Here is a 14663-nt window from a genome sequence, read left to right as displayed (position 1 = left end):
GTGACCCCGACCGACATTTCACTGGACGCGCTGTGCGCCGCCCTGCAGGCCTCGTACGCCCGCGCCAATCGCCTGCTGGCCGACATCCCCCTGCCCGGCGACGCCATGGCAGGGGGACCGGACTGGAGCGACAGCGGCGACGGGCCGATTCCCTGGCAGCAGTTTTACTCGCGGCAGCGGCTGCAACTGGAGTCGGCCGAGTTGATGCTCGCGTGCTATGTCAGGCGCAAGGCCGCTGCCAGGTCGGCCATGTTGAGCACGCGCCCGCCCGCGTGGTGGCAGCGTGCGCACATGGTGCTGGAAGTCCATCTCGCCGTTGCCGATGGCGTCTGCACCTTGCGTTTCCATCCTGCCGCCGGACGGGCGCCCATGGCAAGCCGGTCCGGCGCCGCGCTGCGCCTGAAACTCAGCCCGCAACAGCAAGCACAACTGGCTGAGCTGCGCCTGGAACCGTCGGCGCGGCGGCGCGGCGGCCATTGGCTTGCGGGCCTGCTGCGCTGGCTGCGGCGGGTGACAGGAAGCGTCACGAAGTAGCGCCGTACGGCTCTTAAGCTGTATTCCGGGGGCGCCAATCCCCACCCGGTTTTCCTCATTCCGCACCACACAGAATTCGCTGCCACCCAGCGATGCCCCGCCACGCCTGCATGGTGCAAGCGCGGCGATTTCCCGACCCTCCGGGGTCATTTAACTGAAGGAGTACATGATGACTGAACTTGTCAATATCGCCTCACAATTCCGCGGTCTGCCGATGGCCGACCTGATCGGAGCCCCGCTGACCGCCGCTTGCGACGCCCAGGTGCGCCTGGCCAACGCCACTGCCGACTTCATCAAATATATCGGCTTCGAGGCGCCGGCGAACCCCAACGATGCGCCGACGGTGACGCGCACCGCCACGTTCCAGTTCCAGCGCAAAAAACAGGACCCTGCAGATCCGAGCAAGCAAGTGGACGAAGACGTCACGCTGAACGTGCCGCTGCTGGCGATCGTCAAGGTGCCCAGCCTGGCGATCACCAAGGTCGACATCACCTTCGACATGGAAGTGAAGTCGTCCTTCGTGGCCAAGGAAGGTTCGAGCTCCTCCGCCTCGTTCAGCGCCGACATGAAGGTGGGCTGGGGCCCCTTCAGCGCCTCGGTCCACATGGAAGGCTCGGTGGCTTCGCATAAGGAAAACACGCGCACCTCGGACAACTCGGCCAAGTACCACGTGCAAGTGCTCGCTGAAGACGCCGGCATGCCGGAAGGCCTGTCGCGCGTGATCGACATTCTGCAAACCGCGATCCAGGACAAAGCCTAAGTCCCCACGGCCATGCCGGAGCTAGCGCCGGCATGGCTTTTTTCGCCACTTGAGGAGCAAGCATGTCACACCTTACCAAAGACCAATTAGCCGCGATGCTGGAACACAAAAACCGTCAAGACCTGGCCGCGTTGTGGATCGAACCCGTGCGCCTGGCGATGGAGGAATGGGAGATCAATACCGACGCGCGCGTGGCCGCCTTCCTGGCGCAAGTCATCCATGAATCGGCATCGTTCAACCAGCTCGGCGAGAACCTTAACTATACGGCCGCCCGCCTGTGCATGGTCTGGCCCAAGCGCTTCGAGAGCGCCGAGGCGGCGGCGCCGTTTGCCAACAATCCCGAACGCCTGGCCAACCTGGTCTATGCCAGCCGCATGGGCAACGGCGACGAACGCAGCGGCGACGGCTACCGCTTCCGTGGACGCGGCCTGATCCAGCTGACCGGGCGCGAAAACTATGCCCGCTGCGGCCTCGCCCTCCAGCAGGACTTGCTCGCCCAACCCGATTTGCTATTGCAGCCAAGCGCTGCATCACGCTCGGCAGCCTGGTTCTGGAAGTCGCGTGGATTGAATGAGTTAGCGGATGCCCGGCCCGGCGGCGATGCGGTCGCCGACTTTGGCCGCATCACCAAAATCATCAACGGCGGCGATCACGGCCTGCAGGCGCGCATCGATTTGTGGCGGCGCCTGCAGAAAATATTGGCCGGCGCCTGACGGCCGGTGGGGCATTCCGCGTGGCACTAAATAGTGATTTTTAGTAGATGTCAAAATGATAGTGTTGATTGTCAGATACTGTCAGATTGCAAACGATCCATGATCCTAAGATTGTAACAAATCGTCAACCTGGGGTCGGGAACCATATGATTAATTTAGTACTATTTAGAGTCAACCTAGTTGACCAAGAGTTAACGAAATTATTCAGCAACGCCGGATACCACGTCACGGAAGTCAGTAGCGCGGCGAGTTGTTCCCAGTATCTGCTGGACGACGATGGCGCGGTGCAGGAGCCGGCGGAGCTGCAAAAACTTCAGCGATTGTTGGCGGACCTGGAGCGGCCAGCGGAAACGGGGTGGTGCCTGAGCATGCGCCGCCAGTCGTTGCAAGCGCCGAACGGCGTGAGCGTTGCCCTCACCAGTCTGGAATTTACCTTCATCAAGCTGTTCGCGCTGCATGAGGTTGGCGAGCCGGTTTCGCGCAAACGCATCGTGCAGGAGTTCGGCGAGAACTATCTCAACTATGACCAGAATCGGCTTGACACGCTGGTTACTCGCTTGCGCAAGAAAGTCGAACACGAGGCACATCAAGTGCTGCCCTTGCACACGGTGAGGGTGCGCGGATTTTCTTTCAACGACACATTGGTGATCGAGCGCTAGGCAGGCCGCCATCCCCTTTAACAATTTAACTGAAGGTCGACCATATGAACACCGACACTTTTCAGCTCGGCGAAGACGCGCCGAATCCGCTGCACGCCCAGGACTTGATCAGCCAGATCCAGCTGGAATGCCAGGCGATGACCAGCCACATTTTGCACCAGGGACTGGCGATTGCCCCGGAGCTCGTTGCGAGGCTGGCGACCTTGCTCGCTGCAACCACTGCATCCGCGAACGAGGATGAGGCGAGCGATCCGGCCGCGATCTTCGCGCTGGCCGAAATCCACGGCAAGCTGACCACCGCTGTGGCGCCGGCCACGCCGCAGGGCATCATGCTGCTGGACCCGCAGCGGCTTGCGGGCCAGCGCTTTGCCTGGCTGGGCCCGGTGCCGCTGATACGCATGCTGACCGTCACCGCCATGGTCTTTTTGATGGCCGTGATGTTGACCGGATTATCCAGCGAGGTGTCGAGCAAGAACATCACGCTCGGCCTGCTGGAGTCCGCCGGCGACGTCCTGCTGTTGAACCTGTTGTTCCTGTTGTTTTGCGCCGGCCTGGGCGCGTCATTCGCGGCGCTGTTCCAGGCCCACCGCTATATCGCGAACTCCAGCTACGATCCGAAATACGACGCCTCCTACTATGCCCGCCTGATCCTGGGCGTGATCGCCGGCCTGATCCTGTCCGAGATGCTGCCGGCCCAATTATTCGAGGGTAATTCCCTGGGCAATTTCGGCAAGCCCGCGCTGGCCATCCTGGGCGGTTTTTCCTCGACGGCGGTCTATCACATCCTGCATCGCCTGATCGAAACGCTCGACGCCCTGGTCCGTGGCGATCCGTCGGCGCAGTACCGGTCCTCGCTGGACACGTACAAGGCCCAGATGCTTGCGGACCGCGCCAATTCGAAGAACGAGCTGGCCGCCCAACTGCTCGCCCTGCAGCAGACCTGCCACACCGACACCGGTCCTGAATTGCTGCGCCAGCGACTGGCCGAACTGACCTTGTCGATGCTGCCGCCGATATACACCGCGGCAGATTCGGCATCCACGCCAGCCACTGCCGGGAGTAAATCATGCTGAACTTTTTATACTCTATACCCGGTATTTACATGGCCCTCATCATTGTCGGCACGACGGTATTCAGCGTCTTCTTCGGCTACGCCATCGTCAAGTATTTCCACTGGCTGGAGGTCGATGCGGAACAGCGCGCCCTGGCACTGACGATGGTCTCCATCATTACCACCATCAACTCCCTGCTGGTTGCCTTTGCGGCGATCAGCGTATGGGGAAACTACAACGACGCCGATCGCACGGTCGCGTCCGAAGCCATCAGCGCTAGCGAGCTGGCGCGGGACTTATCGGTCTTTGGCAGCCGTGACGCCAACGCGGCCGATCTCGATTTACGAACTTACCTGGTGCGCGTGGTTGAAGCCGAATGGCCGAGCATGCAGCGACAGCAACGTGCCGATCCGGGCACGGAAGCCTGCTTCAAAAAGGTTTTTGAATCGGTCAGCCTGCTGAGTCCCACGACGCCGCGGCAAACCGTCCTGCTGTCTGAAGTCATGGCCAGGATGAATGAAATGGTCAAATTTCGCCAGCAACGCCTGCAGGGACTGGTTGTCTGCATGCCCCTGACATTGTGGTCGGTGATTCTGATAGTCAGCGCCATGTCGTTTGTATTGCTGTACGTGCTACCGCCTAGGCCTTTTTATATCTGCCTCATAGGCTGCTGGGCCTGCACCATGGGCTTGGTCTTCTTCTTCATCGTCGCCGTGGACCATCCGTTTTCCGGCGACTTCAGCGTCAGTCCCGCTGCGCTGCAAGAGGCCATAGAGAATCTGACTCAAAACCAGGTCTGGCCTGCGCTGTAACGTAGATGAGACATGCGAAGTTGGACCCTGCACGACGTCCGGTTCCTGCGAAGTCGCGGCGGCATCGGGCTTTCCCATTCGCGACGATAGAAAGGTAAGACTCATGAGCATCAAAATACAATCGGCACGCTACGGCCTGGCCGAGCGATACAACGATGTCACCGCGCACATTCAGCATATGGTGAAGGAGTCGAATCGCTCCATCACCATCGACAACGATTCGATGGGCGGCGATCCGGCACACGGCCATCGAAAGACCTTGACCGTGGGGTATTACGGCGATGACGGGGCGCTCCATATAACGGAAGGCGCCGAGGGAAGCACGATCTTGCTGGGCGACGAGACCTACCGGCTGCCTGGCTCGGCACAATGGTTGAAAGACTAGTCGCGCGGATAACGCGCTTCCAAAGCAATGAAGAAGCGCGTTACAGAGGATGAATTCCGCGCATCGGGCTGTCAGATTTGGTCATCAATGACAGTTGCCTGACTGTGACAATGAAGTTGTGCCGCTGTTGGCACTCACTCATATCGCAAAGGAAAATGTCATGAATCTATTTCAGGAAATCTCCAAGGAATTCGGCAAGACCTATGTGTCGAGCTTCATCCCCTGGGACCAATCGGCGGATGGCTTGATTGGCGTCACGCCCAAAACCAGAGCGGGCGCCTGTGCCGGCTATTGCCTGTATTGGCTGAAGTCGCTGAACCAGGGGAAGACAACGTTCCCTCCGACCTTTAAGGACAAGCTGGCAGCCATCAACGCGCAGAACGCCTTCTATGAATCGGGGTGGAAGGAAGTGTTCGCGCAAAAAGGCGTCGGCATCACGTCGCAAAAGGTGAACTGGCTGAAGACCACCTCGCTGAAGTTCGAAACCAAGAACACCTCCAAGGCAGTGACCGATGCAATCGGCACCATCAACACGTCGCTGGCGCTGCATCTGGTGCTGAGCAACGGCTCCAGCCATTTGGTGGCCCTGGTGGCGTCGGACAAGAATGTCTCGATGTTCGATCCTAACTACGGCCAGATTGTGTTCAACCGCAGCTTCACCAACCAGTTCATGGAGAACTACCTCACGGGATTCCATCACGAATTCGGCAACGGGCTCTCGAAAGTGGAAACCTTCCAGACCAGCGGCGACTTCAACCTGGCGCCTATTTTCTGATGCAAAGAGCGGGGGCGGCACTGGCGCTCGTCCCCGCTCGGTGGTGTCTATTTGGGCACCCTGATCGCATCAATATTGCCGGTCGCAGAATAGAAAAGGCGAGATTTTTTGGGGCCCCTAAGCGCCCCTCAAAAGCTAAAGTCAGCCTGAATTTTCTAACTAAATCTTGATCAGCCATTTTTCGGCGTTGCCTATAGAGTGACTATAGGAGAACTTATCAATGCAAGATTCGTGAAATTGTTTACCAGTTAGGTAATCGTATGGAGTCAGCGACAGCGTGTTCGATAACTCGCACAGCGGCGTCTAACAACGATATAAGATCATCATCAGTTAGACTTTCTGGACGATTTTCCTGAAATGGTACCTTCCCCGGCCAAATTTCACACATGCCCATGCTACGCAGGAATTGTTGCAAAAGGATTGTTCCTGGGATCAGTTGGTCATTTTTGGCGCTTTCGACTGAACCCCAAGTTATGAAAATCAAATTCCCGAACGCAAATGTACAAATATAAGTATTGGGCTGATCCTCATAGTGCACCTCTTCAGCTAAGCGGAGCGCAGCAAATCTAGCTGAAAACTCATGGTCCCCATCGAAGGAACCCATCCACACGTTAATTCCTTTGAATGGTTCTAACTTATCGATTTTTGCTTTCGAGTTGTAAAAAACCTTCATTTTTTCGGCCGAAATCACTGGAATTGCTCCATGCGCATACTGCCTAATTCCAACGAACAAGCTTGCCCATACAGCAATGACCTTCCTTTCCAACAAAGAAATGAACCATACCTTCCGATCAAGGATTGGTTTCAAAATATTTCTGGTTGCCTGCTGAATATCGCTACTCCACTCGCTATTACAGGACTCACAAAGTACGTTTACTGTATTATTCTTATGCCCACCACGCTTAGATAAATCTACTACCTCAATCTTTCTCACACCTCTTGAAAATATAAGGGCTGTGGTATTCGGCTCCGCATGAGCTGAAAGCCTGCCAATCCAAGCAGCGAAAATGTGCTCCCCCGTAAGCAGTCTACGCTCTCCACAAAGTACACAGGTTCCGGATTCATTGGGCATGATAGCCTTAATATTGTAAGTAATTATAGTGATATCAATATGAGCCCGATTTCCGATTCAACAGCCAACCAAATTTCTTGACTGTTTGAAAGAAGTATCCGTTATTGATAGTACACACCAATCCGATCGGGTCAAGCCCGCCAGCAAACACTCAAACCTCAAAATTATGGACTTGACATCATCTTGTCCTTAGTTCACGGATTTCCTGGCGCTCCACTAGGATTTAAAGAAACAAAAAAAATCGTACTGGAAACAATGGCAAACTTGAAATCATTAATTTTTTAGCGTTTCCTTAAATAAATTATCACGTCCTTGCCAACATTGTAGGGATACGGCGCCAATATGCATTAGGAATAATATAATCATTTCCATAATAATTCCGCCGCACATCAAGCCTTGCATGAAAAGCAGGTAGAAAATTCCCCTCCACTCGGTCCTTTTTATATATCCAATCTAGAAGATGAATAATCTTATTTCCTTTACCGTAGTATATCGCAACCTTTTTTCCTGAAGCAATTATATCTTCAAGAAGTAAAGAATTTCGAATTACCAACGGCTCTATCTTTGGCCACTCCACGCAAAGCTGGCGAATATAGTTATCTGGATTAATTAGCTCTAGATGAGAGGCCACAAAAAACTCACTCTCCCGAATGTCGCTTTCACTTCTGGCCATATACCTCTGCTCACAACGCACCTGCTCCTTAGCGAGCTCTTCGACCTCTATCCTTAAGAGTTCAGTCATACCGAAGTTAACGTGCGGAACCTCCATTCCGGCAAGCTTATTAAAAGTATACCAAATTCGAATATACCAATCAGGATGAGTTTTCCCCTCTGCATTGGGCTTCACAATACCAGAACCAATTAAGTCTCGAATCGGATAATAGTACGATCGAAGTATGATTTTCTTAATGTCTATCCTAGTAATTTTATCTTCAGACGTTTTTTTAAGATATCGATATAAGCCTGCTATCGCATAATTGTCTGCATCAAATTCTAACGCTTGCTGAATAAGATAATTATCATTTGTTATTTTCCCGTGTTGCCGTGCGATATGAATGAACTCGTGAGCGACACACCACAGAACGCAGCCCATGCGTTCTAGTCGGCTAGTACGATCTGATTTCAAAAACTCATCGTAGGCATCAGTGTTTGCACCAAAGTAAGAAAACACGCCGAAATCTATAATCCCCCTGCTTAGTACTATTTCATTTCGCTGCTGCCTTGCTTTCGCAAAAATTTTCCGAGATATATTAACAAGAAGCACTATTTCAGATAATTGAACTGTATAGCAATCCTTAAGAAACTTAATTAACTCCTCACATTCAAATAGAATCGCATCAATACATTGATATTCATTCTTATCATTTTTAATTGAGTATAGATAATCTTGCACCGAGACAATATAATCCATTATAACTCGCTTTATATTTTGATGACAATTACACCACACCAAGAACAACTGAAAATTTACTGGCTATGCAGTTTTTACTTCAAGATGAAAGCATTTATTTATTTCATCTCTTTCACAATTAAAATAATTAATTCCCCTTATTGGAAAGAGAAATTAAGTTTTATCAGGATCCAGAGCATTTAATTTTCCGTTGCGTTCTGCACCACGAGATATTTTTACAACCTCTTTCTTATAGCGATTATCAACAAACGTTTCGATTGGCGGAGCCAGCGGTAAGAAAATTGAGTTTAACGCATTAATATCATCCCAAGTGTACATAATATTAGAATTTTTGGCGTTAATCTGGCTTGGCCAAATCATGCGCTCATCAAATATCCGCACAGGAAATTTTGGTTGACTCAAAGCTAAGCTCAGTCTCTCATTATCATATCCATAGATTAAATGAAAAGCGACATTTTCAATCACAAAGTATGTGCTGCATAAAAACTCCTGATCGCCACCAACTTCACGACCAATAAACATCCTGGGTTTGTGATCGTGCAACCCGGCCCACCTCAGCTCAGTCATGCGACCAATATGTAGCCTAAAGCCTGGAGGAATTCCGCCATGCATGAGGATTGACAAATGAGACCTTGGAGAAAATACTGTTCTAGCAAACGATTGTATATTGAACACAATCATTATTGCCCAGCGTGTTAATATAGTCCTTTCCTTTTCTGTTAAGTCCCGCCAGTTTCCATTCGTAAGAGTAATTACGAGTTCTTTTGCCTGCGCGTGCAGCTGACTCATCCAGATATTATTGCAAGCGGTACAAACATTGAGAACTTTTTGCTCATAAGGTCGGCCGATAACACCTAGAGATTTGTATATCTTTTCCTTGGTCGAATCATCACCACCTGGCCTCAATAAGTTCCAACTCCAAAAACCTTTTGTCGTATCGGGAAATCGCCTAGCTATCCAATCCCCAAAAACGTGTTCGCTAGTAATATCTGTCGCTTCACAATATATACAATTTCCTGTGCTTGTTTTTTTTGTTGTCCCAAATCTCAAATCGAAAAAACATTGCTTGCAAAATGGCAACGCCCCATCGACATTCTTAGTACAACGTGGGCAATTACTAGAGATTTTATAATATTGGCTATATTTCATATATGCAATTTAGCAGAATTAAAAAAAATTTACTATGATTGTGGGAAAATAAATTCATTAGTAGCGAACATGCGCATATGATGCGTTGCCGATTTCACCCAGAGAACTAACGATGTAACAATGGGCAGCTATGTATGCATTGTTGGACTTTGCCGGCGCGGACAGAGCGCCACGTAGATCAGGCGTAATATCGCGTTCGAGCGAGTCAAGGGCGCCACAAACCGAAATACCTGCCCACAGAGCTGCTTCGCGTGGTGAGCTGAATCGACAGCCCCCCCTTCCCCGGCTTCCTGTCTTTTGCTTTGTCACATTGGGTGCCCCAGACAACCGAACGCCGGCAGCCTCGTGCACTAACGTCCCAGATAGACTGCTGTGATTTGTTCTCGGCCATGTCCCAACTCTTCCGACAGCAACAAACGCGCTGATAAACCTCTTCTGCTTTTGTTCCTGACTGAGTTGAGGCGACGAGGACCACCTCTGACGGGGCTTTGCCATCCCGTAAGCTAGTGGTAGCGGTCCCGTGCGTAACGGTGCCGCAGTCCATGGACACCATGAATGCCAAGAATGCCTGATTTGTTGCACGGTGTTCGAAAACGCTGGAGCTAATCGTGGTAGCTCAGGTTCGACGGAATAAGACTACCGCCAGCGGCAAGCCGCTGGCTTCATTGAGCAGGGTGCATTGTCCAGGCGCGCGAATGGCGATTTCGCGATACTTGCCGACCTTAGTCCACCTGTCCTTGAGATTCAGTCCATCGTGGGCATCGACCCACGCGGGAACGATCTTGATGTTCTCCTCCCGCCGCAAACCAAACGCGGACCGCAACCACAGGGACATGGCCGTATAGACATCTGTCTTCGCAAGACGCGCATCATTAAGCAACTTGGCTGTGAAGATGTAGGTCACAAAGGTGCGCTTGTCGATGTCGGTAGCTGCCGTTGACGCGCACCGATGACGTTGTCCTTACCGATCTTCTGCGCCCAGCCGCCAGTACTTGCCCTAGGCTTGACGTGAATGTAGAGGCCGACGGCATCGTAATACTTGTCGCCGCTCGGCTTGCTTGCCTTGGCGAAACGAACAAAGGTGTCGGTGAGTGCCATGGGAGCCTCACTCTGTCGGTATACAGAATCGAACTCAGCAACGAGATACCGTCAAAAGTGTCGGCATACGTACTTGATTTTATGTTAACTCCTCGGATTTTCAAGGACAACAAAAAACCCGCTTCTCCTATGGAGGAAGCGGGTTTTGGGACTTCTTGGTACTTCTTACTGCTGTGTTCTGGTGCCGCTTGCCGGAATCGAACTGGCGACCTTTTCATTACGAATGAACTGCTCTACCAACTGAGCTAAAGCGGCGAAGTCGCACATTCTAACAAATATTTCTTGCTACACGCTAGTCCCAACACGATAAATTTTAGCCATGCTGCAAAAATGTCATTGCTTTGTACGATTTTGAAGCTTCTCAGCCTGCGTGGTAGCCCGTCACCACCGCCACTTCATCGCGCGAACCCAGGAACACCGGCACGCGCTGGTGCAGCTTGTGCGGCTGGATGTCCATGATGCGGGTCTGGCCGTCGGTGGCTGCGCCGCCTGCCTGTTCGACGATGAAGGCCATCGGATTCGCCTCATACATCAAACGCAGCTTGCCTGGCATCGACGTGTCGCGCGTGTCGGCCGGGTACATGAAGATGCCGCCGCGGTTCAGGATGCGGTGCACGTCGGCTACCATCGATGCGATCCAGCGCATGTTGAAGTTGGTGCCGCGCGGGCCGGTGTCGCCGGCCAGCAGTTCGCTGATGTAGCGCTGCACCGGCGGATGCCAGTGGCGCTGGTTCGACATGTTGATCGCGAATTCCTTGGTCTTGGCCGGGATCTGCATGTTGCGCTGCGTAAGTACCCAAGAACCCATCTCGCGGTCCAGCGTAAAGCAGTTGACGCCATTGCCCGTGGTGAGCACCAGCATGGTCTGCGGGCCGTACACGGCGTAGCCTGCGGCCACCTGCTTGCTGCCTGCCTGCATGAAGTCCGCTTCGGTCGGCTGGCCCATGCCATCCGGCGCCTTCAGCACGGAGAAGATGGTGCCGATGGAGACGTTGACGTCGATGTTCGACGAGCCATCCAATGGGTCGAACAACAGCATGTATTCGCCTTTTGGATAACGGTTCGGAATCGGGTGGATGGATTCCATCTCTTCCGACGCCATCGCCGCCAGGTGGCCGCCCCATTCGTTCGCTTCCAGCAGGATTTCGTTGGAGATGATGTCCAGCTTCTTCTGCACTTCGCCCTGGATGTTTTCGGTGTCGGCGGTGCCGAGCACTTCGCCCAGCGCGCCCTTACCTACCGAGTGGCTGATGGTTTTGCAGGCGCGCGCGACCACTTCGATCAGCAGGCGCAGTTCGGCCGGGATCGAGTTGTTCTGACGCTGTTCTTCCACCAGATATTGTGTGAGGCTGATGCGTTTCATGATTTCCCTTGGGTTGTTTTAATTAATTTTCCAGCGCTTTTGTTACCACTTCCAGCACGTCGTTCGACAGCTTGGCGCGGCCGGCGACTTTTTCCAGCGCCTTTTTCATCTTCGCCTGCAGCGCCGGCGCGTAACGGCGCCAGCGGTCCATGCCGCGCGCCAGACGTGCCGCCACCTGCGGGTTGATCGCGTCGAGCTTGATCACGAACTCGGCCCAGAATTCATACGCGCTGCCATCGGCCGCGTGGAACTGCGACGGGTTGTTGCTGGTGAAGTTGAAGATCAAGCTGCGCGCGCGATTCGGATTCTTCAGCGTGAAGGCCGGATGCTGCATCAGCTTGCGCACGGCGGCGACGTCGGTGGTCGGCGCGGCGGCCTGCATGGCGAACCATTTGTCGATCACCAGCGCTTCGCTTTCGAAGTCTTCGTAGAAGTTCTTCAGGTACGGGCCCGCTTCGGCGCCGCTGTGGATCATCGATACCAGCGCGGCCGAACGGTCGGTCATGTTGCCGGCCTTTTCGAACTGCTGCTGCGCGAGCTTCAGCTCCGCCATGTCCGGCGCCACCATCAGGTAGGACAGGCACAGGTTCTTCAACGCGCGCTTGCCGGCCGACAGTGCATCCGGGCTGTAGGCGCCGGGCGTCTGGTTGGCGTGGTACTGCGCCAGCAGCTCAGTCTTCAGCGCGGCGCCGATGGTGCGGCGCATGAACTGGCGTGCAGTATGGATCGCTTGCGGATCGACCACGTCCATCTGCTCGGCGATGATGATTTCCGATGGCAGTATCAGCGCCAGTTCGCGGAAGGCCGGGTCGAGCGTCTCGTCGGTCAGCACGGCGCGCTGGGCGTTGATGAAGGTGGCGTCCAGTTTCAGGTTGGCGTCGCTGCCGCCGGCCGCCGCCACTTGCGCGGTCAGCTTCAGCAGGCGTTCCATCGCCAGCCGCTGGCCAGCCTCCCAGCGGTTGACCGGGTCGCTGTCATGGCTGAACAGGTGCAGCAGTTCGTCGTCGGTGTAGTCGTATTCGAGTATCACCGGCGCCGAGAAGTCGCGCAGGATCGATGGCGTCGGCCGTTCATCGACTTGGCGGAAGCGGAAGATCTGCTCCTGCTCGGTCAACTCCAGCACCACCGTGGTGGCGCCCTTGGCGTGCTTGCCGCCTTCCAGCACCAATGGCAGATCCTTGCCGCTGGCGCTCAGCAGGCCGACCGCCACCGGAATGTGGAAGGGCAGCTTGTCGGCCTGGCCGGCGGAGGCCGGACAGCGCTGGCTGAGGATGATGTCGAAGTGGCGCTTGACGGCGTCGTAGCGCGTGCGCGCGGTGACGATGGGCGTGCCGGCCTGCGAGTACCAGCGTTCGAACTGGCGCAGGTCGCGGCCGTTGGCGTCGGCCATGGCGGCGCGGAAGTCGTCGCATTCGACGGCCTGGCCGTCGTGGCGCTTGAAGTACAGGTCCATGCCTTTGCGGAAGCCGTCGCGGCCCACCAGGGTCTGGTACATGCGCACCACTTCGGCGCCCTTTTCGTACACGGTGACGGTGTAGAAGTTGTTGATCTCGACGAAGGAGTCGGGACGCACCGGGTGCGACATCGGGCCTGCATCCTCAGGGAACTGGGCCTGGCGCAGCGTGCGCACCTGGTCGATGCGGGTGACGGCGCGGCCGCTGTCAGTGCCTATCATGTCGGCGGAAAACTCCTGGTCGCGGAACACGGTCAGGCCTTCCTTCAACGACAGCTGGAACCAGTCGCGGCAGGTCACGCGGTTGCCGGTCCAGTTGTGGAAGTATTCGTGGCCGACCACCGCTTCGATGCCGGCGTAGTCGATGTCGGTCGCGGTGCGCGGGTTGGCCAGCACGAACTTGGTGTTGAAGATGTTCAGGCCCTTGTTCTCCATCGCGCCCATGTTGAAGTCGCCGACGGCGACGATCATGAAGCGGTCCAGGTCCAGCTCCAGGCCGAAGCGTTCCTCGTCCCAGCGGATCGAGTTCTTCAGCGACTGCATGGCGTAGTCGGTCTTGTCGAGGTTGCCCTCTTCCACCCACACTTGCAGCAGCACTTCGCGGCCGGACTGCAGCGTGTAGCGCTCTTCCTGGCACACCAGGCGCGCGGCCACCAGCGCGAACAGGTAGGACGGCTTCTTGAACGGGTCTTCCCACTTGGCGTAGTGGCGGCCGTCGCCGAGCTCGCCCTCCTCGATCAGGTTGCCGTTCGACAGCAGCACCGGATAGGCGGCCTTGTCGGCACGCAGCATCACGGTGTACTTGGCCATCACGTCCGGACGGTCGGGGAAATAGGTGATGCGGCGGAAGCCTTCGGCCTCGCACTGGGTGTAGAAATTGCCGTTCGAGACGTACAGGCCAGACAGCGTGGTGTTCTGCACCGGCGCGCACAGGGTTTCGATTTCCAGCACCACCTTGGCCGGGGCCTTGCGGATGGTCAGCGTGCTGCCGTCCACGCGATACTCGGTCGGCGCCAGCGGCTTGCCGTTCATGCGCAGCGCCACCAGTTCGATCTCCTCGCCGTGCAGTACGATGTCGTGGCTCTTGCTGGCCGGGTTCTGTCGCAGCGTGACGCGGTTGGCGACCACGGTGCGGTCCGGGTCGAGGTCGAAGCCGAGTTCAACGGTTTCTACCAGATAGGCGGGAGCGGTGTAATCTTTGCGGTATATCGTCTGTGGACTGCTGTCTGTGCGCATTGGTGGACTCTGGTGACGTAGGCAAAAGCCTATTTTACCAATACCTGCCACACTAGGACGGGCGAATTGCCTGCGAGGGGCGTAGATCGGCGCGGATAAGTTGCTGGTTTCCACCTTGCCGTAACAATCTGTAATAATCGTGCAGGGCCGGGGCTAGCGTCGTAAACTTAGTACTGGAAAACACCGTCTGA

Annotated in this window: 15 protein-coding genes and 1 tRNA gene; 8 read left to right on the top strand and 8 right to left on the bottom strand. The window is 55.0% G+C overall.

Annotated features, from left to right (window positions below; genetic code table 11):
- From DUGA2_RS09780 to DUGA2_RS09745, 8 genes are all read left to right on the top strand, one after another.
- Entirely contained in the window at nucleotides 1–534 is a 534-nt protein-coding gene (locus DUGA2_RS09780; RefSeq protein ID WP_070269125.1) for a hypothetical protein, read from the top strand.
- A gap of 166 nt (nucleotides 535–700) precedes the next feature.
- Entirely contained in the window at nucleotides 701–1294 is a 594-nt protein-coding gene (locus DUGA2_RS09775) for a DUF2589 domain-containing protein (protein ID WP_070269124.1), read from the top strand.
- Between the two features lie 62 nt (nucleotides 1295–1356).
- Nucleotides 1357–2007 carry a glycoside hydrolase family 19 protein gene (locus DUGA2_RS09770; protein WP_070269123.1) on the top strand — a complete coding sequence of 217 codons (651 nt, stop codon included), beginning with the start codon at nucleotides 1357–1359 and terminating at the stop codon, nucleotides 2005–2007.
- Nucleotides 2008–2153: 146 nt separating this feature from the next.
- Nucleotides 2154–2666, top strand: coding sequence for a helix-turn-helix domain-containing protein (locus tag DUGA2_RS09765; protein WP_070269122.1), 513 nt, complete (start codon nucleotides 2154–2156; stop codon nucleotides 2664–2666).
- A 44-nt stretch (nucleotides 2667–2710) separates the two neighbouring features.
- Nucleotides 2711–3739, top strand: a complete 1029-nt coding sequence (locus DUGA2_RS09760) for a hypothetical protein (protein ID WP_070269121.1) — start codon at nucleotides 2711–2713, stop codon at nucleotides 3737–3739.
- The gene (locus DUGA2_RS09755) at nucleotides 3733–4530 is read left to right on the top strand and encodes a DUF4239 domain-containing protein (protein ID WP_229214653.1); all 798 of its coding nucleotides are present in this window, start codon (nucleotides 3733–3735) and stop codon (nucleotides 4528–4530) included. Before DUGA2_RS09760 ends, DUGA2_RS09755 begins: the two co-directional genes overlap by 7 nt.
- Before the next feature lie 103 nt (nucleotides 4531–4633).
- Nucleotides 4634–4915, top strand: a complete 282-nt coding sequence (locus tag DUGA2_RS09750; protein ID WP_070269120.1) for a hypothetical protein — start codon at nucleotides 4634–4636, stop codon at nucleotides 4913–4915.
- Between the two features lie 160 nt (nucleotides 4916–5075).
- Nucleotides 5076–5690, top strand: coding sequence for a YopT-type cysteine protease domain-containing protein (locus DUGA2_RS09745; RefSeq protein WP_070269119.1), 615 nt, complete (start codon nucleotides 5076–5078; stop codon nucleotides 5688–5690).
- A gap of 241 nt (nucleotides 5691–5931) precedes the next feature.
- Here the strand turns inward: DUGA2_RS09745 and DUGA2_RS33400 are convergent, their stop codons facing one another.
- The 8 genes from DUGA2_RS33400 to pepN all read right to left on the bottom strand — a co-directional run bounded on the left by DUGA2_RS33400 (nucleotide 5932) and on the right by pepN (nucleotide 14472).
- Nucleotides 5932–6762: a hypothetical protein gene (locus tag DUGA2_RS33400; RefSeq protein ID WP_141753225.1), complete on the bottom strand. Its 831-nt coding sequence runs from the start codon at nucleotides 6760–6762 to the stop codon at nucleotides 5932–5934.
- 304 nt (nucleotides 6763–7066) lie between these two features.
- Nucleotides 7067–8173 (bottom strand): hypothetical protein, encoded by a 1107-nt coding sequence (locus tag DUGA2_RS33395; RefSeq protein WP_141753224.1) that lies wholly within the window; start codon nucleotides 8171–8173, stop codon nucleotides 7067–7069.
- A 153-nt stretch (nucleotides 8174–8326) separates the two neighbouring features.
- A complete protein-coding gene (locus tag DUGA2_RS33390) occupies nucleotides 8327–9322 on the bottom strand; it encodes a hypothetical protein (protein ID WP_141753223.1) in 996 nt (331 codons plus the stop codon).
- Between the two features lie 616 nt (nucleotides 9323–9938).
- Nucleotides 9939–10226: an integrase domain-containing protein gene (locus DUGA2_RS34430; RefSeq protein WP_070269118.1), complete on the bottom strand. Its 288-nt coding sequence runs from the start codon at nucleotides 10224–10226 to the stop codon at nucleotides 9939–9941.
- On the bottom strand, nucleotides 10223–10420 hold the full coding sequence (locus DUGA2_RS34425; RefSeq protein WP_070269117.1) for an Arm DNA-binding domain-containing protein: 198 nt from the start codon (nucleotides 10418–10420) through the stop codon (nucleotides 10223–10225). The genes DUGA2_RS34430 and DUGA2_RS34425 overlap by 4 nt, the downstream gene beginning before the upstream one ends.
- 179 nt (nucleotides 10421–10599) lie before the next feature.
- Nucleotides 10600–10675, bottom strand: a tRNA-Thr gene (locus DUGA2_RS09730).
- A 106-nt stretch (nucleotides 10676–10781) separates the two neighbouring features.
- Nucleotides 10782–11783, bottom strand: a complete 1002-nt coding sequence (locus tag DUGA2_RS09725) for a class 1 fructose-bisphosphatase (protein ID WP_008451744.1) — start codon at nucleotides 11781–11783, stop codon at nucleotides 10782–10784.
- Nucleotides 11784–11805: 22 nt separating this feature from the next.
- Nucleotides 11806–14472: an aminopeptidase N gene (gene pepN / locus DUGA2_RS09720; protein WP_070269116.1), complete on the bottom strand. Its 2667-nt coding sequence runs from the start codon at nucleotides 14470–14472 to the stop codon at nucleotides 11806–11808.
- Nucleotides 14473–14663: the final 191 nt, after the last annotated feature.

Origin of the sequence: Duganella sp. HH101, assembly GCF_001758795.1 — a bacterium.
GTDB classification, from domain to species: Bacteria; Pseudomonadota; Gammaproteobacteria; order Burkholderiales; family Burkholderiaceae_D; genus Rugamonas; species Rugamonas rivuli.
Note: the sequence above shows the minus strand (reverse complement) of the source record. Positions and strands in the feature narration are given on the sequence as shown.

What these genes read in the sequence shown, in the direction of transcription:
- DUGA2_RS09775 (WP_070269124.1), top strand. Translation starts at nt 701, where the DNA reads ATGATGACTGAACTTGTCAATATCGCCTCACAATTCCGCGGTCTGCCG.
- DUGA2_RS09770 (WP_070269123.1), top strand. Translation starts at nt 1,357, where the DNA reads ATGTCACACCTTACCAAAGACCAATTAGCCGCGATGCTGGAACACAAA.
- DUGA2_RS09765 (WP_070269122.1), top strand. Translation starts at nt 2,154, where the DNA reads ATGATTAATTTAGTACTATTTAGAGTCAACCTAGTTGACCAAGAGTTA.
- DUGA2_RS09760 (WP_070269121.1), top strand. Translation starts at nt 2,711, where the DNA reads ATGAACACCGACACTTTTCAGCTCGGCGAAGACGCGCCGAATCCGCTG.
- DUGA2_RS09755 (WP_229214653.1), top strand. Translation starts at nt 3,733, where the DNA reads ATGCTGAACTTTTTATACTCTATACCCGGTATTTACATGGCCCTCATC.
- DUGA2_RS09750 (WP_070269120.1), top strand. Translation starts at nt 4,634, where the DNA reads ATGAGCATCAAAATACAATCGGCACGCTACGGCCTGGCCGAGCGATAC.
- DUGA2_RS09745 (WP_070269119.1), top strand. Translation starts at nt 5,076, where the DNA reads ATGAATCTATTTCAGGAAATCTCCAAGGAATTCGGCAAGACCTATGTG.
- DUGA2_RS33400 (WP_141753225.1), bottom strand. Translation starts at nt 6,762, where the DNA reads ATGCCCAATGAATCCGGAACCTGTGTACTTTGTGGAGAGCGTAGACTG.
- DUGA2_RS33395 (WP_141753224.1), bottom strand. Translation starts at nt 8,173, where the DNA reads ATGGATTATATTGTCTCGGTGCAAGATTATCTATACTCAATTAAAAAT.
- DUGA2_RS33390 (WP_141753223.1), bottom strand. Translation starts at nt 9,322, where the DNA reads ATGAAATATAGCCAATATTATAAAATCTCTAGTAATTGCCCACGTTGT.
- DUGA2_RS34425 (WP_070269117.1), bottom strand. Translation starts at nt 10,420, where the DNA reads ATGGCACTCACCGACACCTTTGTTCGTTTCGCCAAGGCAAGCAAGCCG.
- DUGA2_RS09725 (WP_008451744.1), bottom strand. Translation starts at nt 11,783, where the DNA reads ATGAAACGCATCAGCCTCACACAATATCTGGTGGAAGAACAGCGTCAG.
- pepN (WP_070269116.1), bottom strand. Translation starts at nt 14,472, where the DNA reads ATGCGCACAGACAGCAGTCCACAGACGATATACCGCAAAGATTACACC.